Source organism: Nostoc sp. LEGE 12447, assembly GCF_015206985.1.
GTDB lineage: Bacteria > Cyanobacteriota > Cyanobacteriia > Cyanobacteriales > Nostocaceae > Nostoc.
The window spans coordinates 54578-81530 of record NZ_JADEXT010000024.1 but is presented as its reverse complement, the minus strand read 5'-3'; the positions used below and the strand labels follow the sequence as shown (position 1 = coordinate 81530).

Annotated in this window: 20 protein-coding genes and 1 pseudogene; 8 read left to right on the top strand and 13 right to left on the bottom strand. The window is 41.7% G+C overall.

Annotated elements, in window-relative coordinates:
• Window positions 1-166: 166 nt before the first annotated feature.
• Window positions 167-2047 carry an ABC transporter ATP-binding protein gene (locus tag IQ274_RS22415; protein WP_163929391.1) on the top strand — a complete coding sequence of 627 codons (1881 nt, stop codon included), beginning with the start codon at window positions 167-169 and terminating at the stop codon, window positions 2045-2047.
• 660 nt (window positions 2048-2707) lie between these two features.
• Here the strand turns inward: IQ274_RS22415 and IQ274_RS22410 are convergent.
• The 3 genes from IQ274_RS22410 to IQ274_RS22400 form a co-directional block, all read right to left on the bottom strand.
• The gene (locus IQ274_RS22410) at window positions 2708-3361 is read right to left on the bottom strand and encodes an acetoacetate decarboxylase family protein (protein ID WP_163929390.1); all 654 of its coding nucleotides are present in this window, start codon (window positions 3359-3361) and stop codon (window positions 2708-2710) included.
• 435 nt (window positions 3362-3796) lie between these two features.
• Complete coding sequence (dnaK, locus tag IQ274_RS22405) at window positions 3797-5701, bottom strand: molecular chaperone DnaK (protein ID WP_114084881.1); 1905 nt, start codon at window positions 5699-5701, stop codon at window positions 3797-3799.
• Window positions 5702-6118: 417 nt separating this feature from the next.
• Window positions 6119-6940 carry an SDR family oxidoreductase gene (locus tag IQ274_RS22400; protein WP_163929389.1) on the bottom strand — a complete coding sequence of 274 codons (822 nt, stop codon included), beginning with the start codon at window positions 6938-6940 and terminating at the stop codon, window positions 6119-6121.
• 245 nt (window positions 6941-7185) lie between these two features.
• On the opposite strand from IQ274_RS22400, the gene IQ274_RS22395 reads away from it, so the two are divergent.
• From IQ274_RS22395 to IQ274_RS22385, 3 genes are all read left to right on the top strand, one after another.
• Window positions 7186-8898 (top strand): ATP-binding protein, encoded by a 1713-nt coding sequence (locus IQ274_RS22395; protein WP_194143467.1) that lies wholly within the window; start codon window positions 7186-7188, stop codon window positions 8896-8898.
• Between the two features lie 192 nt (window positions 8899-9090).
• A complete protein-coding gene (locus IQ274_RS22390) occupies window positions 9091-10653 on the top strand; it encodes a histidine kinase dimerization/phospho-acceptor domain-containing protein (RefSeq protein ID WP_163929387.1) in 1563 nt (520 codons plus the stop codon).
• Between the two features lie 448 nt (window positions 10654-11101).
• On the top strand, window positions 11102-11770 hold the full coding sequence (locus tag IQ274_RS22385) for an AIM24 family protein (protein ID WP_163929386.1): 669 nt from the start codon (window positions 11102-11104) through the stop codon (window positions 11768-11770).
• Between the two features lie 79 nt (window positions 11771-11849).
• On the opposite strand, the gene alaS is transcribed toward IQ274_RS22385, so the two are convergent.
• Window positions 11850-14492 (bottom strand): alanine--tRNA ligase, encoded by a 2643-nt coding sequence (alaS, locus tag IQ274_RS22380; RefSeq protein ID WP_194143466.1) that lies wholly within the window; start codon window positions 14490-14492, stop codon window positions 11850-11852.
• 31 nt (window positions 14493-14523) lie between these two features.
• Window positions 14524-14691: a hypothetical protein gene (locus IQ274_RS22375; protein WP_163929382.1), complete on the bottom strand. Its 168-nt coding sequence runs from the start codon at window positions 14689-14691 to the stop codon at window positions 14524-14526.
• A gap of 983 nt (window positions 14692-15674) precedes the next feature.
• Here IQ274_RS22375 and IQ274_RS22370 point away from each other — a divergent pair.
• Window positions 15675-16697: a GGDEF domain-containing protein gene (locus IQ274_RS22370; RefSeq protein ID WP_194143465.1), complete on the top strand. Its 1023-nt coding sequence runs from the start codon at window positions 15675-15677 to the stop codon at window positions 16695-16697.
• 26 nt (window positions 16698-16723) lie between these two features.
• Here IQ274_RS22370 and IQ274_RS22365 read toward each other — a convergent pair whose 3' ends face one another.
• Window positions 16724-17401, bottom strand: coding sequence for an ATP-dependent Zn protease (locus IQ274_RS22365; protein WP_194143464.1), 678 nt, complete (start codon window positions 17399-17401; stop codon window positions 16724-16726).
• Window positions 17402-17726: 325 nt separating this feature from the next.
• Between IQ274_RS22365 and IQ274_RS22360 the strand changes: the two genes are divergently transcribed.
• The gene (locus tag IQ274_RS22360; protein ID WP_194143463.1) at window positions 17727-19370 is read left to right on the top strand and encodes a lipoxygenase family protein; all 1644 of its coding nucleotides are present in this window, start codon (window positions 17727-17729) and stop codon (window positions 19368-19370) included.
• 70 nt (window positions 19371-19440) lie between these two features.
• Here IQ274_RS22360 and IQ274_RS22355 read toward each other — a convergent pair.
• A pseudogene (locus IQ274_RS22355) lies at window positions 19441-19662 on the bottom strand (ATP-dependent Zn protease); the annotation flags it as partial.
• A 244-nt stretch (window positions 19663-19906) separates the two neighbouring features.
• On the opposite strand from IQ274_RS22355, the gene IQ274_RS22350 reads away from it, so the two are divergent.
• Window positions 19907-20122, top strand: a complete 216-nt coding sequence (locus tag IQ274_RS22350) for a DUF2945 domain-containing protein (RefSeq protein ID WP_094348753.1) — start codon at window positions 19907-19909, stop codon at window positions 20120-20122.
• A gap of 140 nt (window positions 20123-20262) precedes the next feature.
• On the opposite strand, the gene IQ274_RS22345 is transcribed toward IQ274_RS22350, so the two are convergent.
• The 4 genes from IQ274_RS22345 to IQ274_RS22330 form a co-directional block, all read right to left on the bottom strand.
• On the bottom strand, window positions 20263-21078 hold the full coding sequence (locus tag IQ274_RS22345) for a GNAT family N-acetyltransferase (RefSeq protein WP_228058305.1): 816 nt from the start codon (window positions 21076-21078) through the stop codon (window positions 20263-20265).
• Window positions 21079-21228: 150 nt separating this feature from the next.
• Window positions 21229-22083, bottom strand: coding sequence for a formyltetrahydrofolate deformylase (purU, locus tag IQ274_RS22340; protein ID WP_163929400.1), 855 nt, complete (start codon window positions 22081-22083; stop codon window positions 21229-21231).
• A 26-nt stretch (window positions 22084-22109) separates the two neighbouring features.
• A complete protein-coding gene (locus tag IQ274_RS22335; protein WP_194143461.1) occupies window positions 22110-22736 on the bottom strand; it encodes a DUF4340 domain-containing protein in 627 nt (208 codons plus the stop codon).
• Window positions 22737-22843: 107 nt separating this feature from the next.
• Window positions 22844-24517: a GldG family protein gene (locus tag IQ274_RS22330; protein WP_194143490.1), complete on the bottom strand. Its 1674-nt coding sequence runs from the start codon at window positions 24515-24517 to the stop codon at window positions 22844-22846.
• 130 nt (window positions 24518-24647) lie between these two features.
• On the opposite strand from IQ274_RS22330, the gene IQ274_RS22325 reads away from it, so the two are divergent.
• Window positions 24648-25022, top strand: a complete 375-nt coding sequence (locus tag IQ274_RS22325) for a four helix bundle protein (protein ID WP_194143460.1) — start codon at window positions 24648-24650, stop codon at window positions 25020-25022.
• A 35-nt stretch (window positions 25023-25057) separates the two neighbouring features.
• On the opposite strand, the gene IQ274_RS22320 is transcribed toward IQ274_RS22325, so the two are convergent.
• Together IQ274_RS22320 and IQ274_RS22315 are read right to left on the bottom strand one after the other, a co-directional pair.
• Window positions 25058-25870 (bottom strand): ABC transporter permease, encoded by an 813-nt coding sequence (locus IQ274_RS22320; RefSeq protein ID WP_194143459.1) that lies wholly within the window; start codon window positions 25868-25870, stop codon window positions 25058-25060.
• Window positions 25871-26875 carry an ABC transporter ATP-binding protein gene (locus IQ274_RS22315; RefSeq protein WP_114084864.1) on the bottom strand — a complete coding sequence of 335 codons (1005 nt, stop codon included), beginning with the start codon at window positions 26873-26875 and terminating at the stop codon, window positions 25871-25873. It abuts the gene before it with no gap.
• Window positions 26876-26953: the final 78 nt, after the last annotated feature.

Sequence of the window (26953 nt, the reverse complement as noted above, 5' to 3'; positions counted from 1 at the left end):
GCAGACTACTAGCTGCCATTTTGAACAAGCTAAAGCATAATACGCTACATCTATGTCTGAGTAGGAATCTTGCGGTTTCTATCTCAGGCGTGGTATCAGAGTCGCAGGACAAAGGCTACTTTAAATATGCGTATTTTTTTAGAAACATTAATATAATGCTCTTACTATGAGCATTTATCAATCTCTCAAAAAATCTTATACGCAACCTCGTCGGCGTGAAAATGACTGGCGGTTGTTTTTGCGTCTAGTGCCTTACGCCCGTCGTAACGGACAATTATTGGCGTTGTCGATGTGCCTACTCATACCCATCGCCCTAGCTAATGCTGTCCAACCTCTGTTGATTGGCCAAGTTATCTCCCTAATTCGCAATGAACCAAGCGCTTACGAATTTCTCAGGAATCGTCCCTTGTCCGAAGGGTTAAATATCCTGGAAGGATTGTTGTTTGTGGCGATCGCAATCCGATTGATTTTTACAGGCTACCAGGGTTATTTAGTACAGAAGCTAGGGCAACAAATCACCGCCGCAATTCGCCAAGATTTATTTCAGCACGTCACATCCCTAGCAGTACGCTTTTTTGACCGCACACCCGTAGGTAAATTAATCACCAGAATCACCAGCGATGTGGAAGTTTTAGGCGATGTCTTTTCCACTGGGGCAATTGGCATCGTGTCCAATTTGTTTTCCATGCTGGTGATTTTAGGTTTAATGTTTTCCATTGAATGGCAACTGACTTGTTTGCTGCTATTGATGCTATTACCAGTTACCTGGTTAATTGTTTACATTCAGCAACAGTACCGCAAAGCCAATTACAAAGGGCGGGAAGAACTTTCTATATTAAACTCGCAGCTACAAGAAAATGTCCTTGGCATTAACGTAGTGCAGTTATTCCGCAGGGAAAAATTTAATGCCGAACTGTTTCGTGCCACCAACAGCCGCTACACTCAGCAAATGGATCAAACCATTTTTTATGATTCATTTATTTCAGCAACCTTAGAATGGATTGGGCTGATTGCGATCGCAGCTGTTTTGTGTATGGGTGGTTGGTTACTCTTAGGAAAAAGTATAGCTTTTGGGACTTTATCGGCATTTATCTTGTATGCCCAGCGATTATTTGACCCTTTAAGAGATTTTGCCGAAAAATTTACAGTCATTCAAGCTGGTTTTACTGCTATTGAACGCGTAGGCGATATATTAGATGAACCGATAGAAATCCGCGATCGCGCCAATGTGCGCTTCTCAATATTTGATGCTAAATTCGGCTACATAGACGAAATCGTTGCAAATCTAGAATCCCCAGATACGACTTCCCCACCTGAACTGGGAGAGATTTGCTTTGATCATGTCTGGTTTGCTTATAAAAATGATGATTACGTAATTAAAGACTTAGATTTCACCATTCGTCCTGGCGAAAAAGTGGCATTAGTTGGCCCCACCGGTGCAGGCAAAACTTCGATCATCCGGCTTTTATGCCGCCTCTATGAACCCACCAAAGGACGCATTCTCATCGATGGCGTAGATATTCGAGAAGTCCCACAGGCAGAACTACGGCGCTACATGGCAGTAATTTTACAAGAAGGCTTTTTGTTTGCTGGCGATGTTAAAAGCAACATTTCTTTAGGAGATGGCTATACCATTGAACAGATTCAGCAAGCAGCAGAGCAAACCAACATTGCCCAATTTATAGAAGAACTACCCCAGGGTTATGATACTCAACTTCGAGAACGGGGCACAAATATTTCTAGTGGTCAAAAGCAACTTTTAGCCTTTGCGCGGGCTGCTATTCGCGATCCTCAAATTTTGGTGTTAGATGAAGCTACCGCTAGTTTAGATGTTGGGACAGAAGCTTTAGTTCAAGAGGCATTAAACCAGCTATTGCTCAGACGTACCGCCATTATTATCGCTCACCGCCTGTCTACGATTCGCAATGTAGACCGGATTTTCGTTCTCAAGCGTGGCGAATTAATCGAACAGGGAAGTCACGATGAACTACTGGAACAGGGAGGGCTTTATGCAACTTTGCATAACTTGCAGATGTTGGGAAGCTAGGATATTTTCAGAATAATCTGAAGGGGGAAATAGCGATCGCTATTTCTGTAACTACATCCATACCAGCAAATCAAATATCAATTTGTCTTATTTAGAGTATAAAACACCTTTAAAAGACTAGCTGTGTTGCTCCTTGTATGGACTTTAATAATAAATAAAATTGTATTAAAAGTTGGTAATTTAGTTATTTTCAACAAAAAACCCTACTGTTGATTATCAGTAAGGTAATAAGGGTGTCGTTTTCTCAAGCTTGCTAATTAAGTAAATAATTTAAATTTAAAAAATTGCTAGATATTACATAGAATGTATAGCGAGATAGACCATCCAATCTATCCCATATAGCAGTCCTAAATCATTCGTGAAAATTACATCTCTCTTTCTTCTTTCCTCCCTTTGCGTCCTTTGCGTCCTTTGCAGTTCGTTTCCTAATCTACATTTTTCACAACTCAAATAGGATTGCTATATACTTTCAAGCGACCATTTGCTGTTTACTTTTTTAGGTATATCTAGAACTACAAGATCAAAGTGCAGCATTCCGAATTATGCCCCAATATAATTCAATACACCAAAACACTTGTAGAGACGGCGATTTATCGCGTCTCAATACCCACGATTTTGTACAAGTAGCGCTTTGAACCGTAATTCCTTTTCCAGAAAAACTTATGGGGTTAATCTAAAATCTCCACTCGATTGACCTACAACTTTTGGGGCATCAACCTGCAAACTCATCTGCTCACAACGCACAGTTAATAAAGGCTGACCTAAACCTATTCCAGAAAAAGGACTTTCGGTGGGGATTTCTAACTGAGAACCAATCAAACCCAATACAGACTCACATTTAGCAGGGAACATCATCAAATCAGTACCCTTGACGCTGAAACCAGAAGCACTTAACCCCTGTCTCCATGCCAAGGTTTGCTGATTATACTTAAGACTACACAACTTCCGGTTTCCCTGATGCACAGTGATATGCTCTCCTTCTTTCCAGGTAAACTCAGCTAATTCCTTTGGTAGTCCCCAAATTTCTCGACCACCAGCCACCGAATCAGCATTATCTACATAAATGTGAGAAATCCAACCGCCGATTTTTCTCTGGTAATTAACCAAAGCTGGGGCAATAATTAACTCACTGTATTCTAGTACCGAGCCTGAACCGTACTTAGATAAATACACGCTAGCGATGGTTTTACCAGGCCATACAGAAATAATTTTTAAATCTAAAGGAATTAAAGAGCGTACTAGGTCAATATTCACTAAATGCAGAGTTTGGATAGCGTAGCCTTGAAGTGTCCAAGGTGCTTGTGGATATGGCATAAGGGAGTTAATAGTGAGGAGTTAGAAATCAATTAAAATCAATGCCGCTAAAGGCGGTAAGGCAGAAGGCAGGAGGCTCAGTTGGCAGGAGGGAAACCTCTCCCATAAAGGGAAGAGGTTTGAACAAGGACACATCTTTTCTCGTGCGACGCATCGCACTTCGTGCCGCAACGCTTTCGCAAAGAATGTTTTAAATTTTTTTGCCCACAAGGGGAGCCACTGCGGTCTTGGCTCGTAGTCAAGATGAGCAAGTGGCGTGCAAGGTTTGTACCTTTTTCTTCCTTCTGCCCTCTGCCTCCTGCCTTTCTTTTATCAAGAGTTAGCAATATTATTTATTTTTACTCATAACTTCTAAAAAAAATTCCCACCCAGGTTAATACCTGGATGGGTAATATGAGGCGGGACAAAATAATTATCCCGAAAGAAGTAGGAGAATTATTTACTCTCTGTAAAATCAGCGTCAATCACATCGTCGCCGCTACCAGAGCTAGAGGTGGAACCCCCATCTTGAGGTTCAGCACCTGGTGCAGCACCAGCACCAGCTTGTTGATAGATGTTGCTACCAACAGCGAATAGGGCTTGTTGCAATTCTGGGGTGAGCTTCTTGATTTGCTCATCGTCTTCTTTGGCAACTGCTTCCCGCAGTTCTTTTACCAAACCTTCAACTTTAGTCTTGTCAGCAGCCGGAACTTTATCGCCCAATTCTTGTAACTGCTTTTCAGCTTGGTATGACAAGGAGTCGGCTTGGTTCTTGCGTTCAATCTTCTCACGCCGTTCTTTGTCAGATGAAGCGTTTTGTTCAGCTTCTCTTACCATCCGGTCAACGTCAGTTTTATCCAGAGTGGAAGCACCAGTTATGCTGATGGACTGTTCTTTGCCAGTACCTTTGTCCTTAGCGGTGACGTTAAGGATACCGTTAGCGTCAATATCGAACACCACTTCAATTTGAGGAACGCCACGTGGTGCAGGAGGAATACCATCAAGGCGGAAGGTTCCCAAACTCTTGTTATCGTTAGAAAATTCGCGTTCACCTTGAAGGACGTGAATTTCTACGTTGGTTTGACCATCCACTGCGGTGGAGAAGACTTCCGATTTCTTGGTGGGGATTGTTGTGTTGCGGGGAATAATTTTGGTCATCACGCCGCCCAATGTTTCAACACCCAAAGAAAGTGGTGATACATCTAACAGTAAGATGCCAGTGACTTCATTATTCAGTACACCTGCTTGAATCGCTGCACCAATTGCCACGACTTCATCAGGGTTAACGCTTTGGTTAGGGTCTTTACCCAATACCTGCTTCACAATCTGGTGGACTGCGGGAATACGGGTAGAACCACCCACTAATACCACTTCATCAATATCACCTTTGCTTAACTTGGCATCGCGCAGAGCGTTTTCCACAGGAACACGGCAACGGTCGATTAAGTCAGAACAAAGTTCTTCAAAGGTGGCACGAGTCAGGGTTGTATCCAGGTGCTTAGGCCCATCCTGGGTAGCAGTGATAAATGGTAAATTGATTTCTGCTTGGGTAACGCTAGAAAGCTCAATTTTGGCTTTTTCTGCGGCTTCTGTCAGACGTTGTAAAGCTTGTTTGTCTTTGCGTAGTTCAATACCTTCGGCTTTCTTGAACTTTTCAGCTAAGAAGTCAACTATTTTTTTATCAAAGTCGTCACCACCAAGGTGTGTATCCCCAGATGTGGCTAGTACTTCAAAAACTCCATCTCCTACTTCCAGCACGGATACGTCGAAGGTACCACCACCAAGGTCAAATACGAGAATGGTTTCGTTACTCTTCTTGTCAAACCCATAAGCTAGAGAAGCAGCAGTTGGCTCGTTGATAATCCGCAGAACTTCAATACCTGCAATTTTACCAGCGTCTTTTGTCGCTTGCCGTTGAGAGTCGTTAAAGTATGCGGGAACGGTGATTACAGCTTGGGTAACAGTTTCACCAAGGTATTTGCTGGCATCTTCAACTAGTTTGCGAAGAACTTTTGCAGAAATTTCTTCAGGAGCAAACGGTTTACCAGCTATCGGACAATCTAATTTGACATTGCCGTTGCTGCTGAGAACTTTGTAAGAAACTTCAGTTGCTTCGTTACTCACTTCGTCGTAGCGGCGACCGATAAAGCGTTTGACTGAGTAAAACGTATTTTCGGGGTTCATCACCGCTTGGCGTTTGGCGATTTGGCCAACCAAGTTGTCGCCATTTTTCGCGAATGCCACTACTGATGGGGTTGTCCGAAAACCTTCAGCATTAGCAATTACAGTAGGTTTACCACCTTCCATCACTGCCACGCAGGAGTTCGTTGTTCCTAAGTCAATTCCAACTACTTTTGCCATTTTAGGTGCTGGCTCCGTATAACTACAAATGAATGAATGAGAATATAAAGGACTAAATTTTGAACCAACAGGGTCAATAAATCAGCCAATTCAGCATGAATACCTTTGATTTGGCTTTCCTGGGGTTAAAACTCCAGACTATGCTGATATATATACTGAAGCTTAGTGGTAGCCAGTCCATGAAGGGTGGTTTCCCGAACCTTGCTTAGGACGGTTAAACTAACTAAATAGTTTTTTTAGTTGGTTCATGGATTGATTTGCCTTCACTCTGTCTAATGTATGAGAATTAATACTTTCAGTAATTAGGGTGAACCGTAACGTCCGAGTGGTGTTTGCCGTCTTTAGAGGTAATAAACTACAGAAGCACTGAGAATTGGGCATTGGGCATTGAGCATTGAATTAAATATTACTCAGCACTTACTCAAGTCTAGAGAAAAGAGTTTCCCAATCAATTACAGGTGGTCTTTGTCCCTGGTTGACTATTTCAAAAATTTTCTTGGAACTAGTTGGCTGAAAAAGGCATTCTACGCAAGCGTTTGCTACATCAATCCGACTGGTATCACCCGAAAGTGTATCCCCAGTGGCTATAACCACACCATATTTACCATCTGTTTTGGCCTTTAGCAGTGTGTTGAGGTCGTATGAAGTATAGGGCCCGTCAATCAAGCGTCCTGGGCGGATAATCGTGTAGGGTAATCCTGAATTAATAATGGACTCCTCACCTTTTTGTTTGGCATCCAACACGCCAAAAGCATTAAGAATACTAAAAGGAAACTGATCTTTACGGAGAATTCCACAAGAAGAGACGAAAACGAATCGCTTCAAATTCTGGGGTGCTGCTGTAACTAGGTTGCTGACACCTTGGGCATCAACCTTGGCTGGACTATTCTTTGCTTTTGCTTCGCTAGATTTGGGGTTAAGGAAGGTTATTCCCCATTCAAGCAAGTTCGGGGGTTGGTCAAACTCCCATCGCGCAGAAGGAAAGGCAGTGGTTCCAGTACAACTGATGATGTGGGTGACATCTTGTGTTGCAGCTGGGAGTGTAGCTGGCTGGCGGATGTCACCAACGGCAATTTCCACTCTTTGGTTAAACATTTCTTCGGCTTTTGGGGCATTGCGTGTCAGAACACGAACTTTCAAACCCTTTTCTAGGAGTTTGCCTACCACTAGTTGCCCTACTCCACCAGTAGCACCAGCAACTAGTACCAAATCTTGAGCGGAAGTTTCAAAAGAAGTCATAAATTGCCTTTGAGATAGTCTCTTTTTAATCTACTCAAAAAATGTGTTAGCGTACCCTGCGGGGAAGAAAGCTAGGCGTAGCGTTTCGCAGAGAAGGTATCGCCAAAATAGACTCAGATTAAAAATTTGGCTAATAGCTGTTGATTCTGTAGCTTTCAGGCTGACAAATGGGAATTTTAAAATCAGGGCAAACTCCCCAAAAGTGAATTAGCAGAGTAGTCAGTACTTGAGGTTCCGAGCAAGGGATGAAAATTAGTCAGAAATTAATTTCGGGAATTCTAGGAATAGCTACTCTTTCAGTAATTACTGGTGCTATTAATGCTCATCAGCAATTGAAAATAGCTAAGTATATTGCTCAACAAGAGGCTGAGGAAGTTGCTGGACTAGTGGGATATTTCGTCAGTCATGAAGTTTACGAATACCACGAAATTGGATCGCGAGATAAGATGCTAGCCGAATTGCAAGAGCATGTTATCTCGCTACACAAGCAACGCCAGCGCGATCTAGAAATTGTAGACCGCAATAAAATCATTCTGGCAGATGTAGTTCCAGAAGACATTGGTACGCGATTAGATCACGATCGCAATAATGAAGTTGGTAAAACTATTCAAGATGGTATACCAAGAACATATATTGAGTTCAGTCCTGAGTACCCAAATGGGATTCGATTGATTGCTGTTCCTTTTAAGAGTGGCAAGGGTGAAACCATTGGTGCAGTCATTCTCGAATATACACCGCTTTATAAAGCAGCGCTAGTAACAGCCAAAAAAAATATTGTTGCCACGTCGGTCATCAGTTTGGTATGTGGCATCCTGGCACTATTAGTAGGCTATTTGATCTCTAGAAGCATTTCAAAACCAATTAAACAACTCCAGCAAGCTGTGGTAAATCTGGCTGAAGGTAAGCTGGATACCAGAGTTAGTATTCGCTCTCAGGATGAGATTGGCGAGTTAGCCACCTCGTTCAATAAAATGGCGGACGATCTGCAATATTCTAGAAATGAATTGGTCAACGCCAATGAACAATTACGAGACGAAATTACCGAACGCCAAGAAGCAGAAGCGGAACTTCAGCAAGCTCTGAAAGACCTGAAAAAAACCCAAATCCAATTAATTCAATCTGAAAAAATGTCAAGTCTGGGTCAACTAGTAGCGGGAGTTGCCCATGAAATCAACAATCCAGTTAACTTTATCTACGGCAACCTCGAATACACTGATGACTACACTCAACAGATGTTGCTGTTAATTAGGCTTTATCAAAAACACTACCCCTATCCAGAGCCAGAAATTCAAAATGCTAACCAACTGAACGAAATTGAGTACCTAATAGAAGACTTGCCTAAGATGTTAACCTCAATGAAAATGGGGGCTAAACGCATCCGGGAAATTGTTCTCAGTCTACGAATTTTCTCTCGCTTGGATGAAGCTGAGTTTAAAACGGCTGATTTGCATGAAGGAATCGACAGTACCCTGTTAATTTTGCAACATCGGCTCAAGGCACAAAATAATCGCCCTCAAATTGAGGTGGTCAAAGAGTATGGGGAAATGCCTAAAATTCAGTGTTTTGCAGGGCAAATGAATCAAGTATTTATGAACCTCTTGGCAAATGCAATCGATGCTTTAGAAGAGGCTTTCCAAAAAGAACTTTGTCCAAATCCCTTGATTCGTATTTCTTCGGAACAGGTAAATGAAAATGCTGTGATTCGGATTACTGATAATGGATGGGGAATCCCAAAAGAAATTCAGTCGCGTTTATTTGACCCTTTTTTCACCACAAAAGCAGTTGGTAAGGGGACTGGTATGGGATTATCGATCAGCTACCAGATAATTACTGAAAAGCATGGTGGATCTTTGGAATGTATTTCATCACCAGGACAGGGTGCAGAGTTTGTGATTGCAATCCCGATTAGAGCAGGGAAATTAGCACAATCATCAATCAGCGATCGCACAATAGGTTAAGTATGAGTCTTTTTCAGACCATAACTGCGTAGGCGTAGCCCGTCGTAGACATCTCTACATAGGGGTAATTGCGCCCGAATTGTTCGGTTCTACCACTTTCAACAGTACACAAATGGTTATAACCTCGTAGGTAGTAGTGAAATGTCTACCTTAGACGCTGTTAGTCGCTCTTGAATTAAGGGGTGAAAGCCTGTGTACGAATGGATATTGCCAAGTCTGAGCGAAATCTTGGCCCAAAATCAATCAAGTGTGGCTGAATGTTCACCTGGTAAAGCAGAGCGGCAGTGGCGTGTCAGCCTCGCAGCAACTGAACATTTGCTATTAAATACTTTAGCAGCTAATTCAGTTGACACAATCCAAGGATTAGTTTTAGCTGCGCCTGCACCCTTATTTAGTCAGCCAAAACTGACTCAAAACTTACAAACAGTAACTTTCACAGCAAAACCATTTAATCCCTTGGCACTGATGCCATTTCAGATGCCAGATGCGATGCCTGGGTTGGGCAACGCCAACGCAACTATAAATGAAGAAATCGCTCCTCATGAATCGGTACTTCCTTTATTACCTGCCGATCCTCTGGGGACAGAGCAGTTTTGCTTAGTTTTTACAGATAAATTTAGATTAGTACTGGTTTTAGCAACCCACAAAAACGGTAAAAAAACCTTTTCATTTTCTTTTGAGCCGGAAGTAGTAGAGCAAGCTTGGCGATCGCTAGGTGCGAGAGTAATGCTGGCTAATCCAGAATTTTTTGCCCGCCTGGATGTATTAGTACAACAATATTCTCCGGTAGCACCAGATTGCCGCATCATGATTCAGTTTAGTCAGTTGCTGCTTCAAGAATTAACAGAAGCAGAAGAGACTGGGGAAGAAGCAGGGGAGCAAGTGGTCACTGAGCGTAGCCGAAGTGGAGCAGGGAGCAGGGGGAAAAATACCAATTCCCAATTCGCAATTCCCAATTCCCAATTCCCACTTGCCCTGAGCGAAGTCGAAGGGATGCCCAATCCCCAATCCCCAAATCCTGATGTCGAACTGCTCCAAGCCTTCGCTCACGAAGTCCGCACACCTTTAACAACTATTCGCACCATGACTCGTCTACTGCTGAAGCGGCGAGATTTAGATGCTAGTGTGATCAATCGCTTAAAAATTATCGATCACGAATGTACTGAGCAAATTGATCGTATGGAGTTGCTGTTTAAGGCAGCAGAATTAGAAACTACTGCCTCTACAAAATGTTCAAAAACTCAACTCACACCGATGTCTTTAGATCAAGTGTTGCAGCAGAGCATTCCTCGGTGGGAACAAGCAGCGCATCGCCGGAACTTAACTTTAAATGTTGTTTTACCTCAGCAACTACCAACTGTGGTGAGTAATCCCATGATGCTCGATCAGGTACTCACCGGTTTGATAGAGAATTTCACTCGCAGCTTACCCTCTGGTAGCCATATTCAAGTACAAGTTATTCCGGCTGGAGATCAACTGAAGTTACAATTATCGCCCCAATTTGGGTGCAAAGATTCCAGTAAAGCCGCCACACCTGCAACGCCACCAATTCGCAAAGCCCTTGGTCAATTGCTGATGTTCCAACCAGAAACGGGTACGATTAGTTTGAATATTGCTGCAACCAAGCATTTATTTCAAGCGATTGGCGGTAAATTGATTGTGCGTCAGCGTCCACACTATGGGGAAGTTTTGACGATTTTCCTTCCCTTAGAAGTTAGCAATAAACATAAATCTGGAGCTAAAACTTGGGAGTGAATATTCATCAACTATTTTTTTAAATTATAAATATTCACTCTAAATTAACGTCAGTAAAAGAAATCTCTCCCTGCCTTGAACTTTCGTTCAAGTCTGTCCCTTTCCGACTCGGAGAGGGACAGGTTTTACTTAGTAGAAACTAGGGAGAGGTCTTTCTGTTAGACTAATTTATCTCACATTAAATTAAACAGAAATTAATTTTATTTGACTCATATTTGATTTTTGAAAAAACTCCGTACAACTCAAAAAGCCTTCTTTCCTATTGCCTATTGCCTATTGCCTCTTGCCTTCCCACGCAAGTAAATATGGCTACGCTCCCGTGAGAGATACAAAAATCAAAGCGGATTCCTATATCTGACTTGCCATTTGTAAAAATAGATGCCAAAAATGGATATAAATTCTGGCTAACAGCCAAGTACACATTTGTGTAAAAAGCAATAGGAGAATTATGGCACATTTTGAAATAATCGAAAAAGAAAGCTTACGTTTAGTCAAAGTCACTTTGCAAAACGAAACAGTACGGACTGAATCTGGTGCTATGTACTATATTCGTGGCAACGTTCAGATGCAATCTAAAGCCCCTTCAGCAGGCGGGTTTTTAAAATCATTAGCCACAGGAGAAAACATTTTCCGTCCTACATATACAGGTACGGGTGAATTATATTTAGAGCCATCTTTAGCGGGATATCACATTCTAGAATTAGACGGTAGTGAATGGATTTTAGATACTGGCGCTTATTGGGCTAGCGATGGCAGTATAGAAGTAGGAATTGAACGAAACAAATTTGTATCAGGCTTAATTGGTGGTGAGGGTTTGTTTCAAACAAAAGTCAAAGGTAGGGGTAAAGTGGTAATGGTAGCACAAGGCCCTGTAGAAGTAATAAATTTACAAAATGACCGATTAGTTGTTGATGGAAATTTTGCGATCGCTCGCACAAATACTTTAAATTATCGCGTTGAAAAAGCTACCAAATCTCTTTTAGGTTCGATGACTTCTGGTGAATTTCTCGTCAATACTTTTGAGGGAACTGGGACTGTATTGCTTGCTCCCATACCTTACTGGAAAGTCATGATGATTCGGCAAATTACTGCCGCATTACCAAAAACTTCTAGCTAAGAATCAAAGGATTTTAGCTATTAGCCTCAGAATAGAATTCCAAAGCTAATAGCAACGAACTGGGGGTGTCAGATGTGGGTTAAGCCAATGCGGACTTTAAATCACTTTCTGCTTGTCCCAACGCATCTGGTAATTTACTCGCATCGCGTCCGCCAGCTTGGGCTAAGTTCGGTCTTCCACCGCCGCCACCACCGCAAATTTTAGCGATCGCACCGACAAATTTACCAGCTTGTAAACCTTTTTTGTTAACTTCTGGACTAAAAGCTGCAACTATGCTGACTTTATCGGCTTCGGGAACAGAACCTAGCACCACTGCACCGTTACCGATTTTTTGTAACAGGCGTTCGGCTGCGGTTTTTAATGATTCTGGATCGACATCTTCTAATTGGGCGACGATAATTTTATGATCGCCTACAGTTTCGGCTGTTTGCAGCAAGCTGTCAGATTTAGCGATCGCTAATTGTACCTTCAAGGTTTCCAATTCCTTCTGACTATTTCTGAGTTCGCTTTGCAGACTTGTAATTCTGTCTGGTAATTCTTCGGGTTTCACTTTAAAGCGATCGCTCAAATCTTTAACTACTTTATCCCGCAGGTTGAGATAATCTAGGATTGCTGGCCCCGAAACAGCTTCAATGCGCCGCACCCCAGAAGCCACGCCAGCTTCCGAGATAATCTTAAACACGCCAATTTCAGCAGTATTGCTGACATGAGTGCCACCGCAGAGTTCCATTGATACGCTAGGGAAGTCAATCACGCGAACTTCATCGCCGTATTTCTCGCCGAACATCGCAACAGCACCCTTAGCTTTCGCCTCGGCTAAAGGTAATACTTCCACCTTTGCAGCGTGGGCTTCCGCAATCCAAATATTCACCTGTTCTTCAATTTGTTGCACTTCTTCTGCTGTCAAAGCGCGGGGACAGTTGAAGTCAAAACGCAATCTATCAAAGGAAACTAGGGAACCAGCTTGAGATATGCCATCATCAACAATTTTTTTCAACGCCGCTTGCAACAGGTGCGTTGCAGTATGGTTAGCTTGGGCGCGACGGCGACAAGCCGGATCGATTTGGGCGGTGACGCGATCGCCTACGCGCAGTGTACCGCGTTCGATGCGTCCGAAGTGAACAAAGAAATCAGATTCTTTCTTCACATCTTCAACGCGAACAACAATACCATCACCAGAGATATAACCGCGATCGCCAATTTGTCCGCCAGATTCAGCATAAAATGGCGTTTTATCAAGGACTATTTGTACCTGTGTCCCTGCTTCTGCTTCTTGTTGAGAAACACCTTCTAGCAAAATCGCTTCGATTATTGCCGTCGCCGCCGATTGGGTGTAGCCTAAAAACTCGGTGACTTGGATGTGTTCTGCTAGCTTGTCGAGGGAACCTTGGACAGTTAAATCGATGGTTTCATGTGCATCTCTACCGCGTCCTTTTTGGATTTCCATTTGTGCCTCAAATCCCTCAGCATCAACTGTGAGATTATTTTCTTCGGCAACTTCTTGAGTAAGTTCGAGGGGAAATCCGTAGGTGTCATAAAGGGTAAATGCACTTTCACCACTAATTTGAGTGTTTCCTTGCTGTTTCACCTCTTGGATAATTTCTTCTAAGAGTTTTTCGCCTCTATCCAGAGTTCTGAGGAAATTGGATTCTTCTCGTTGCAACTCAGCTTTTATTGCTGCTTCCCGTTGGCGCACATTGGGGTAAGCTGATTCCGAAAGAGCGATCGCAGATTCGGCAACTTGGGTAGTAAATTCGCCAGAAATCCCAATTAATCGCCCATGACGCACCACGCGGCGAATTAACCGCCGCAGCACATAACCCCTTCCCACGTTGGAAGCGCGGATTTCATCAGCGATCATGTGGACAACCGAACGAACGTGATCGCCAATGACTTTTAGGGAGACTTTGGTTTTTTCATCACTTTTGTGGTAGTCAATACCAGCAATTTGAGCAGCTGTTTGAATAATTGGGAAAATTAGGTCAGTTTCGTAGTTATTGGGCACTTTTTGGAGTATTTGCGCCATTCTCTCCAAACCCATACCCGTGTCGATGTTCTTGTTTTGCAGTGGCGTTAAATTGCCTGAAACATCTCGGTTATATTGCATGAACACGAGGTTGTAAAACTCGATAAACCGGGAATCGTCTTCTAAATCGATATTTTCGTCACCGCGTTCTGGGTGGAAGTCGTAATATATTTCTGAACAAGGGCCACAAGGGCCAGTCGGGCCAGATACCCAAAAGTTATCATCTTCGCCCAAGCGTTTAATTCTGGCTACCGGCACACCGATTTGATCGCGCCAGATAGCAAAGGCTTCATCATCATCTTCAAAAACGCTGACAACCAGATTTTGAGGAGAAAAGCCAAAGACTTGTGTGGAGATTTCCCAGCCCCAAGCGATCGCTTGTTCTTTAAAATAATCACCAAAGCTGAAATTACCCAGCATCTCAAAAAAGGTATGATGCCGTTTAGTGCGTCCGACATTTTCGATGTCGTTGGTACGGATACACTTTTGTGAAGTTGTAGCCCGCTTAAATTCTGGTGTCCTCTGCCCCAAGAATATCGGCTTAAATGGTAGCATCCCCGCGATCGTCAGCAGTACGGTTGGATCTTCTGGCACGAGAGACGCACTTGGGAGGATTTGGTGACTCCGTTGGGCAAAGAAGTTGAGGAATGTGTTGCGAATTTCGTTACCGCTTAGGTACTGGGGATTTGAAGACATAGGTGTTTTTAACTTGAGACTTTAGACTCTTCTAGACTTGGGCGTAGCGGCACTGGGTAAGTGTATTTTCATAAATAGCTTTATATATTCTTGCATTTTGTTTCATATTACCGCCAGCAAATTGTACAAGTCTGTGAGCTATACACAGTGATGAGGATGCTTTTAGACCATTATCTGGCTCTGGTAGGATGTGCTGCATCTGGGCCCATCCTAGACATCATAATTTTGGTCTTTAAGATTAATCCTTAAGAAATAGTTTAAAATTCCCATACTAGGGTAGCAAATGGCACTAAAACTGAAAGTATCAAATATTGCTTACTTTTCTAAGAGCGGAATTTCACTGATTTACCCACATTAGGGGCAGGTTTTGACATCAAACTTTTTATTTAGCTTCTTTTTTCGAAATTTATGATGTTGCAATCAATTAAACAAAAGATGTGAGTTAAATCAAGAAAGACAGATAAAGTGCGTAGGCAGAGATATTTTATTTATCCTGCTAACACATTGTGAACCCCAGTTTCACGTCTCACTTAATTTGGGGATTTTTCACCCGACAAATTCGCTCTGTAATTATAGAGTTTGTTAGTGCCAGAAAGCTCCTGTCCATAGCAGGAGGGAGCTTTGCTGTCTATGTAGTTCGCATTGCTTTTGCAATTCCACTCCTACCTTAATACTTGATTAAAGCCTAGGTTATAAACCAAAGGGCTGAAGTCTCCTATGAAAAATAACATTTTTCATTCGGCGATCAAAATATAAATTTGATCGTTGAATTAAAAACTTTATAATTTCTTTATTTTTCTTCGTAAGAAGAAATTCATTTATCTAATGTGGAGGTTATTCCAAACTCTTTATTTCCGTAGTTTAATCAGTCAAAAAACACTTAAGAAAGCACATGAATAGTTTTTACAAGTCTCAATATTATTCAGTATTTTTACTGTTTGAAAAACATAGTGTAAATAAGACATTAGTTGTCATAAGTGAATATTTCAGAAACGCTAGTAGTGAATATAAACCCTTGAAAGGAGATAAGAATTGGGAAAATATTGTAGATTCGGTGTAAATAAAAGTATATAACCAGAAATCTAACTCAGCCTAAAAGATAATATTTAGTATTAGGCAAGAATAGTAGTAAATTACTCAACTTAATCTCTTTAAAATTTAAATAGGATAAATAATAAAGCAATGAATATTTCTATTCTGATCTTTGGAAAAAATAATTTTATCGCCACACTTCCAGATCAGATCCGTTATGCGGCTGCTTTTAGTGTAGAAGTTATAGACAATCTGAATCAAGCAGTGTCGCGGATTAAAATAGCGCCCCCCGATATAATGCTTGTGCAGGCTAGCTTGGATGGCAGTATGGAACTGTGCAATTGGTTGAAAGAGCAGACCAAACTATCCTGGATATATTGTATTTTATTTGAGGATCGTTTCCAGCAGTTTACTGATAGAAATAAGGGTTGGCACAGAGAATTAGAGATGAGTGCTGCGGCCCTAAAGCAAGGAGCCGATGCTTATATTTGGCATCTTATTGATGAAAAAACAGACCATAATTTAGCAGAGTTGACTGCCAATCATGGATTAATACTTGCTCAATTGACTGTTGGCTTGCGAAAAGCACAAAAATATCGAGATTTGATTCGGACAAATGATATGTTATCAGCGATCGCCTTAGCCGATTCGTTGACAGAATTAAATAATCGTCGTGCTTTAGAATGGGACTTACCCAGACAAATTCAAAAAGCTAGAACTCAAAAAACTTCCCTGAGTTTGATTATTCTGGATGTAGATCATTTCAAGAAAGTTAACGATACTCACGGGCATTTAGTAGGCGATCGCATTTTGCAAGTATTATGTCAGCGTTTGCGACACAATCTGCGGTGTCAAGACACAGCATTTCGCTATGGTGGCGAAGAATTTGTGATTCTTCTGGCTAACACTACCGATGAGGAAGCACTATTAGTAGCCCGTCGTCTTAATCGCGTAGTTAGCGATGAACCATTTGCACTCAGTAATAAACTGACTATTAATATCACCATTAGTCTGGGCACAGCTAGTCTGCAAGCTGATGATGATGAACAAGGAGAGAGTCTGCTGAATCGTGCCGATCAATGTCTCTTACAGGCTAAAAATGCTGGGCGTAATCGGGTTATTCACTCAAACTACCTATCTCATGTTTCACATTTGAAAGTTGTTTCTTCATAATTTGTCATTTGTCATTAATTCTTCCCCTACTCCCGCACTCTTAACTCAGCATGACAATCTTCCACCGAAGCGCGTTGTCGCATAGCATTAACTAAAGCTTCGTAACTAGACCAATTTTCTTGTAATAGGGTTTTTGCTTGGAGAGCATGAAACCGCAGTTTCTGTTGATAAACTGATTCAGAAAAGCCCAAAACTGTCAAGACTCCAATCAGTTTGCTTTTATCATCAGATCCACCCTCAGCATTATTAAAAACTAGGGTTTCAGCAGCAATACCAGCCATCCAAACAGTACAGTAGCGGTCTAGCATTTGGGCACTGATTTTACCCACTTCTAATTGAGAAGCTAATTCGCCATCATCAAAGCTAACACCACCTTGCCCAGGTTGCCCCTGTTTCCAGGCTTCCCAAGCGCTGAGTGTGTAGCCGGTAACGGGAATCCCCAGCAAGTAAGCAACCAAAAAATGCCCTGCTTCGTGGTGGACGATGCGATCGCGGTGTTCACTTGAAAAACCAGCAATCCAATCCAAAAAAATAGTACCACCCTTGCCTTGCAAGCTAAAACTATCTAACGTAGCTATGCCTAAGATAGCGAAGGTTGCAAGTGCCGGTACTGCTGGCGACAAATTCAAAAATGGCCCCAGCAGTACCGATAGGGTCATGAGAAAGATAGATATTGCAACTAAATTTAAGGTAGTCTGGCTCATTGAGAGTTTTCTGAAAATCTGCTTAATATTTCTTTATTATGATGCGATCGCACACCTTCTGTATCAAGTGTCTCTACAAATCCCTTGATGACGTAATTTCCTCATGAAAATTTGACTATCAGTGAAGAAATCTTACAAATATGGATATTCTGCATAACAGCAATAAGTAAACCTGATTCATAGTAAGCGGTTTAAAACCTATAGATGCCGTTTGCAGATAGACCAAAATAAATGCTGTTAAATATTTTATGTGAAAATTTAAAATCCAGATTTTAGAGGTAAAATTACCTGTTATTGTTCTTACCTTAAATTGGCACAAAAAGTTATGAAGCCATACCTTCCTCAAAATGATCCTGACCCTACAAAACGTCAAATATTGCTAGAAAGAAAACAAGGAGAGTATGAATTTGATTACGACTTTTTAACGCCTATGGCAATGCTAAAAAATGTACCTTCTATAGAAAACTTTTCAACTAAGTATATTGCTGAACGGACATTAGAGACAGCAGAACTACCTATAAATATGTTAGCCGTTAAAACCCGTTCTTTATGGGATCCTTTAGATGAATTGCAAGACTATGAAGACTATTTTCCAGTTTTGCCTAAACCTAATGTCATCAAAATATACCAAACTGATGACTCTTTTTGTGAACAACGGCTTTGTGGGGCAAATCCTTTTGTTTTACGTCGAATTGAGCAGATGCCAGATGGCTTCGCCTTTACTATTTTAGAACTGCAAGAAAAGTTTGGTGACTCTATCAACTTAGTAGAAAAACTTGCGAATGGAAATTTATATGTAGCTGATTACAGAGCGCTTGCGTTTGTTAAAGGAGGTACTTATGAAAGAGGTAAGAAGTATTTACCAACCCCTATAGCTTTCTTTTGTTGGCGCAGTTCTGGTTTTAGCGATCGCGGTCAACTCGTACCGATTGCCATCCAAATCAACCCCGCAAATGGTAAACAGAGCCAGCTAATTACACCTTTTGATGACCCTTTAACCTGGTTTCATGCCAAGCTTTGTGTTCAAATTGCTGATGCTAACCATCATGAAATGAGTAGCCATCTGTGTCGAACTCACTTTGTTATGGAACCCTTTGCTATTGTTACAGCACGTCAACTAGCCGAGAACCATCCCCTCAACTTATTACTAAAACCTCACTTCCGTTTCATGTTGGCTAATAATGACTTGGCTCGTAAGCGCCTAATTAGTAGAGGTGGCCCTGTTGACGAATTGCTAGCCGGAACTCTGCAAGAGTCATTGCAAATTGTCGTTAACGCATATACAGAATGGAGCTTAGATCAGTTTTCCTTACCTACTGAACTAAAAAATCGGGGTATGGATGATCCAGACAACTTACCTCACTATCCCTATCGAGACGATGGCTTGTTATTGTGGAATGCCATTAAAAAGTTTGTGTCTGAATACTTGCAGATATACTACAAAACTCCCCAGGATTTAGCAGCAGACTTGGAATTACAAAGTTGGGTGCAGGAATTAGTTTCTCAATCAGGCGGACGAGTTAAGGGTGTTAGCAATCGCATCGACACATTAGACCAATTAGTTGATATTGCTACTGCGGTTATCTTCACTTGTGGGCCGCAACACGCTGCTGTTAACTACTCACAATATGAATATATGACTTTCATGCCCAATATGCCTCTTGCTGCTTATAAACAAATGACAGCAGAAGGTACTATTCCTGACCGCAAAAGTCTATTATCATTTCTGCCACCGTCAAAGCAAACTGCTGACCAATTATCGATTTTATTTATTCTGTCTGCCTATCGTTATGACAGATTAGGGTACTATGATGATAAATTTTTAGACCCAGAGGCTCAGGATGTTTTAGCTAAATTCCAGCAAGAGTTGAACGAAGCAGAGCGGGAAATTGAGTTGAATAACAAGAGTCGTTTAATAAATTACAACTATTTGAAACCAAGGCTTGTTACTAATAGTATTAGTGTGTAACTGAATATCATTGCAGTTGATTAGACATCTCCAAAAGCTGTCACACTTTTTGGAGATGTTTTTGTTTAGTAATATGCTCGCGGTGTTCACTTGAAAAACCAGCAATCCAATCCAAAAAGATAGTATCATCCTTGCCTTGCAAGCTGAAACTATCTAATGTCGCTATGCCTAAGATGGTGAAGGTAGTAAGTGCTGGTACTGCTGGTGATAAGTTTAAGAATGGCCCCAGCAGTACTAATAGAGTCATGAGAAAGATAGATATTGCAACTAAATTGAGCCTAGTTTGGCTCATTGAGAGTTTTTTGAGAGCAGCTTAATCTTTCTACATTATGAGGCAATGTCTACGGCGGGCTACAGCTATGCACAGCTTTTGTATCAAGCTAGTTGTAGCGATCGCCTAATTTTTTCATCTTACACCTAATTAAATTACTGGCTTAAGAACGGATGTTTTCTCTATCATCAGAATGATGGCTACTTTTCCAGTCGCAGACATAATGTGACTTTAGTAGGTATAAAACATCAAATAGGGGATGAATGTGGCTGAACAATTCAAAAAAGGCGATCGGGTTGAATGGAACACTTCACAAGGCAAGACAACTGGCAAAGTTGTAAAGAAGCTCACTTCACCTACAGATATTAAAGAACACCATATTGCTGCAAGTGAAGATAACCCTGAATACTTAGTTGAAAGTGACAAGACAGGAAAGCAAGCTGCTCACAAGCCTGATGCTCTTAAGAAAGTAGAGGAGTAATGCTTAGTCTTCGACACAAAAACAGGCTTTGATAGCCGGATTTCAACTCCATATCGCTAAACCAGGCGATCCTGGTAAACTGGTAGCTGCGATCGCAGAACTGAAGCCTGTAAGGAAGGCGATTAAACAATAGTGCGTTTCTAACCTAGTTCCAAACTTGTCACAGCAAAGACGCGATCAATAGGTAAATTAGGAATTTCTTGAGTGTACATCCGAGCAGTTTGAAAGACTGGCTCCAATTGGTAACGTTGAACTAGGTTAATTGCTTGTACATTTGCATCGGGTACATCAAAAAACACTGGAGCATGAGGATTTTCTGCAAGCAAGGCTTTAAATAATGCTTCAGCAATCTGTTCGTCATTAGCAAACAGTGGCCCAATCCGAAAACCTGTATGGGCAGGCCGGATAACTCCGTAACCAACAAGATATCCATTTTTGAGAAACCCGAAAGCAGTACTTTCTGGCTGTTCAATCCAATGTTGCAGAAACACTGGACGTTTAGAAGGAAAAAGTTGGCAATCATAAGCCACCAACTCTTCAAAAGGCACTGTTTTCAGGTCGATGATACCAGCAGGCATAACACCGCCACCCACCCCTTGATAACGAATATTCTTATAAGCGATTTGGAAACCAGACTTTTTGTAGTTATCTTGTTGAGCTACTACACCATCCAAGCCGATGTTACGATCGGTACCAAGATAGTCAATTGCTGTCTTCCAAATTTTCATACCCAACCCCTGCCCACGAAACTGGGGTTTCACAATGTAAAAACCTAGAAAGCCAAAGTGTTGATCGTAAGCAACAGCAGAAATACACCCCACTGGCTCACCGTTCAATTCGCCCAATAAAAAACCGTTCTTGTCAGTTTGATAAAAAGATTCAGCATCATACCTCCCTGGGTTCCAACCTTCGCTTGCTGCCCAAGTAATCGCCAAATCAATTTCCGACCTTTTCATTGTGCGGACGATGAAGTTGTCAGGGATCATAATATCTTATGACTATGAGGTTGTTAACTATTTAACTTCGCTTTTGCAACCCCAGCGATAACTCTTAATATTTTTATACTCATTTCTTGTAAAATTACATTTGTTATGATGAGAAATCAATCACTCGAATACTACTGTTCTATTACCATAGACTAATACACGATTTTGTAAGTGCGAGCGCACCGCTCTTGCTAATACAACTCTCTCCAAATCTTTACCTTTTCTCACCAAATCATCCACTTCATCACGGTGACTCACTCGCACTACATCCTGTTCAATAATTGGCCCTGCATCTAAATCAGCAGTGGCATAATGAGCGGTTGCACCAATAATTTTAACACCGCGTTCAAAAGCTCGGTGATAGGGGTTTGCACCGATAAAAGCTGGTAAAAAGGAGTGATGAATATTAATAATTTGCGGGAATTGATTAATAAAATCTGCACTAACAATCTGCATATATTTCGCTAATACAACTAAATCTATTTTGTACTGGCGGAGTAATTCTAGTTGTTGGGCTTCTTGTTCTGATTTATTGTCTTTAGTGATGGGAACGTGCTGAAAGTCAATATTAAATTGTTCTGCTACTACCTTTAAATTAGCATGATTACTAATAATTAAAGGGATTTCAGCCACAAATTCTTTAGCACGTTGTCGCCAAATTAAATCAAATAGACAATGGTCTTGCCGACTGACCCAAATAGCAATGCGTGGTACTGTATCAGAAAAACGTATTTCCCACTTAGCGCCAAGAGGTTGTGCGATCGCATTAAATGCAGGGGCAATAAATTCTCGCGGCAAATTAAACCCCTCTAGCTGCCATTCAATACGGGTGAGAAATAAGCCAGCAGCAAAGTCTGTATGCTGATCTGCATGGATAATATTACCACCGTTAGAATAGATAAAATTGGCAAATTTCGCCACTAGTCCCCGTTGATCTGGGCAGGAAATCAGCAATGTTGCTGTGGGATTTGTCATCATAATATCGCCAGATTTTGAATTAATTATTTACTGTTTGTCGGAGTCGGTTTAGGAATGGTGAGCGGAGGAAGTTTCTGACTATTGTCTACAGGTTGCTTCCATTCTGATAATTCCCGATTCACGGCATTTGCAAAATCTGTAGATACCAACAGCACGTTAATATTTCCATCGGGTTTAGCAGCAGGGTCAGTTTGAGCATATAAAAAACGTCCGTTAAAGTTAGATTTACCCAAAATCAACTGATGGTTTTGCCGATTTTTTAGGGTGATATTGATGGTTGCTGGGGGTTCATCTAAAGCAAATTGCCCAAGCTCTTTTGGTGGAGTTGATAAGGTGCGATCGCTCTTACCTTTGACCAACAAATCCATCAAATAAGAAACAATAGCGTCATTTGCTGGGCCAGATACTGGAGATTTGATTAACCACTTGGGGTTACTACTAGATTCAGGATTACGTTCCAGGTTCAGGGTGAGTTTTTTTGTTTTAACTGTTAGAGATTGCACATCATCGGCGGCAAAAGAGAAAATTTGCTTATTTTCCTCTTTGGTTTCTTCTCGCACAGTCGCACCCCGAATTTCAGAGAAGTAAACAAAACCACCTAAACCCAGCGCTAGCAGTATCAAAATTAAAGTCGTTCTCGGCAATTTCATTTTTTAGTCATTGGTCATTGGTCATTTGTCATTTGTCATTGGTCATTGGGCATAGAAAAAACTCTTCTCCAATCTCTACTTGTGACTCCTAACTGCTAACTCACTTCTTACCGTCGTTTCCACCAAATAATAACTGCGATCGCAAACCCAATTAAAGGTAAAACCAACAGAGATGACAATATTAAAAGATTGCCTTGTGTGGTTGTCAGGGTTATCCGACGGTTTTTCGGTTCTTTGGGGCGAATGGAAAGGGGTTGCTGATCCTGTTGACTCAACCAAGTAACTGAGTTGAGGAATACATCTCCATTTAATTGCTGTTGAAACAAGCCATCGGTGGCGAAATCAGAATTTCCTAAAACTACTAACCTTGACTCGGTGGCTGTTTGCGATGAAGGATTGGGAGTAGGGGAGGCAGGAGAGGCTGGCGTTGCAGGGGGAGTGGGAGAAGCTTTGCTTTGGGTAGTTGGTGATGGTAGGGGCAAAGGTTTCGGTGCAGGTTGAGGAGTTGAAGCAGATTTAGCTGCTTGTTTTCTTGTTAAGGCTACGCCCAAGGTTAGAGGCCCTTTTAGGTCTTTATCTGCATTAAACTCCAATTTTTCGCTTTGAAGGTCGCTTTCTGCCCAGCTATTGGGATAGGGTTTGGTTCGTAGTAATGGAGTAGCCTGAACACCAGGCACAGAGGTAATTTCCAGTGGTCGGGCAATCGGATAAAAAGAATTGCCGTTACCGAAATCTTTGGTAATTGGATGTTGCCCGTATTCTGTGACTAAGGGTGCAGCAGGGCCAAGTCCCACGACGCTTTCGCCAGAGACATCAACTGCTAAACGATTATCCAGACGAATACCCCACTCTTGTAACAAGCTGTTAAGTTTGGGATCGGTATTAGGATCGATCATCAGCAATAAGTTACCGCCGCGATTAAGATATTCTTGCAAAGCTTTGACTTCGCCTTCAAATAGCCCTCGCTTGGGGCCAGCCACTATCACAACAGACGCATCTTCAGGAACTTTGGAAGTTTCTCCTAAATTCAGGGGTGATGTTGTGAAATTTTTGTCGCCTAATCCTTGAACTGCTTGTGATATTGCATCTTTACCAGCCGAAAGTTGGCGTTCGCCATGACCTTGGAGTAAGTAAACTTTGGCTGTGGTTGAATTTGTTAGTTGTTGCAGGCGACTAGTTAATCTGATTTCTGACAACCGCTCATTTTGATTTACTGTTTGTACTAATTGCCGTTTATCTCCAGATTCTAAATAAACTTCTCCGTAATCTTTAACGCCAAACTTTTCTGCAAGTCCTGGTCTAGCTTGGGGGTCGATATACTCATATTTAAATTTTGAGCTTTGCCGTTGATAATTTTCTAGTAATTCTCGGTCTTGGGGATTTTGGTTAACATCAAACACCCACACCTTAACTGGTTGAGGTAAAACACTCACCAATTCCCGTGACTGGGGCGCAAGGGTAAACAATTGGCTTTCTGTTAAGTCTGACCGCAAGTGGTAGCGAGTCCCCAAAAGGTTAATTAATCCCAAAATTGCCAATACTGCTAGAGTTGCTACTACAGCATTAGTCCCAGCTTGGGTAGAACGACGTTTCCACCAGTTAGTCTCATAGCTTTGCCATATTATCCCCAACCCACTGATTACAACTCCCGCAATCAGAAATACTAATGGAATTAGTCCCCACTGTTCAGAAACTAACCCAACTGTTAAGCCGACAGCAATTAGGAATGGGCCCAACCAAAATAGATATTTCCACAGTTTCTTCTTTGCAACTATCTTCATCTTATTTGTCATTTGTCATTGGTTATTTGTCATTTGTCATTTGTCATTGGTCATTTGTCTAAAAATAGTGACATTTTAAAATGTATCGACGAAAATTGAGTGGATAAAATAAGTCTATACAACTGAATGAATGGCAACAAAGCGTTTCCAAGAATTACAGGTTTATCAATTATCAGAACAGTTGGCAGACGACATTTGGAAAATTGTTGAGGAATGGAATTTCTTTGCAAAAGATACGATTGGTAAACAGATTGTACGTTCGGCAGATAGTATCGGTGCCAATATAGCAGAAGGTGTAGGAAGAGGTAGTTTTCAAGATAATAGACGTTTTATCAAAATAGCGAGAGGCTCTTTGAATGAAACTCAACATTGGTTAAGACGGGCTTATACTCGTAACCTTTTAACTACCGAACAGATAAATGCAATCAAAACAATCATTAACGAACTAGCGCCCAAATTAAACTCCTATCTAAACTCAATTGGCAATGTCCCAGATGATAAATAAGAAATGACCAAGGACAAAGGACAAATGACAAATGACTATTGCCTTTGAAAGCGCAGTGCATCAATTGATTGAGCGGTGAGAAAGATGCCCAAAAAAATGTAACTAGCCAATAAAATTAAGGCACTTGTATCAAAAATCCCTTGAGTTAAGGTGTTGTAATGTTTCAACAATGATAAATAACCTAAAGCTTCACCCACTGGGCCAGGGACAATTTTGGCGATTAAATCAATCAATAACAATAATAAAATTACTGCAAATGTAAGGACGGCAGACAAAATTGTGCTGTCTGTTAAAGAAGAAATAAACATTCCTACAGATAAGATTGCTGCTGCTAGTAAGATTAATCCAAAATGACCCAACAAGGGAATTGAAAGCGCCATTGGTGGATTTGATCCACTAATGGCGATCGCTTCAAACACTAGCATGGGTACAACCATTGTGATAAAAAATGTTAGCACGCCTAATAACTTACCTACTGCTACTGCCCAATTGGTGATTGGTGACGTGGCTAATAGTTCTAAAGTGCCGCGCTTGCGTTCTTCGGCATAGAGTCCCATCGAGAGGATTGGCAAGACAAACAACAATAGCCACCCCATACGATCTAAAAATGCTCGGACAAATTCGTAGGGGACATCTATCGGTGGTGTTGGTACTCCTAGTTGTTGACCTTGTGCATCTATTGCCGCGACTCCTACCAAAATGCCATCTGGCCCTAGCAAAATCATCACGAAAAATAACCCGGCGATGAACCAAAATATGCCTGCGATCGCATAAGCCAAAGGTGATACAAAATAACTCTGTAACTCTCGGCGATAAATGGCAATAATATTACTTAGCACTACACCCATTTACGCTGCCTCTCCTTCGTTGTCTGCTGCTAAGTCTACCTCAGTCTCGAAATTCTTTTCTTCTGTGGTCAGTTGCAAAAACACATCTTCTAAGGTAGCGTTAACTCGCCGCAGTTCATGTAAACCAAAGCCTGCACGCACCAAAGTTGCAACAATATCCTTTCCTGGTTCTTTTCCCGGTTGCGATATCACCCGCAGATAAGCGCGATTTGTCTGTGGGTGATGACCTCCGGCGGTCGGAATTGATTCTATCAGACTCACACCCGCGACATTTTGCAATACCTGTTTCGCTAGGGCAGCTTCTCCTTCTATTTCCAACTCATACCCGGAACCGCCTGTCAACTGAGTCATCAGGTTTTCTGGAGTATTAGTTGCCACAACTTTGCCGCGATTAATAATAGCGACACGGCTACAAGTCATGCTCACTTCTGGCAGAATGTGCGTTGAAAGAATAATTGTATGAGTCCCAGCAAGGCTTTTAATTAAATTCCGTACCTCAATTATTTGTCGGGGATCGAGTCCAACGGTGGGTTCATCTAAAATTATCGCTGGTGGATCGTGGACGATCGCTTGAGCAATTCCTACACGTTGGCGATATCCTTTAGAGAGTTTGCGAATAATTACCCGCCGCTTATCTTCTAAGTTGCAGCGTTTGATAGCGGCTGTTACCTTCTTGGCGCGATCGCCTGCTGGTACTCCCTTAATTTGGGCAACAAAATGCAAAAACCCCTCCACAGTCATATCTGGATATAACGGCGGTGTTTCGGGTAAATAACCAATGCGTTGGCGTACAGCCAGGGAATTTTCATGGACATCATAGCCAGCAATGCGGGCATTACCATTTGTTGCCGGTAAATAACCCGCCAGAATCCTCATGGTTGTAGTTTTACCAGCACCATTGGGGCCCAGAAGCCCTAAAATCTCCCCAGGTTCGACGCTAAAAGTGACATCAGTAATCGCTGGGGTGGAACCGTATATTTTACTCAGATGTTCAACTTCGATCATAAAATCTTATACACAATATCAATTCTTTCAGCCTTTTACTTCCTTAGAAATGCCAAAATACCCTGGTTTCTGTATTTG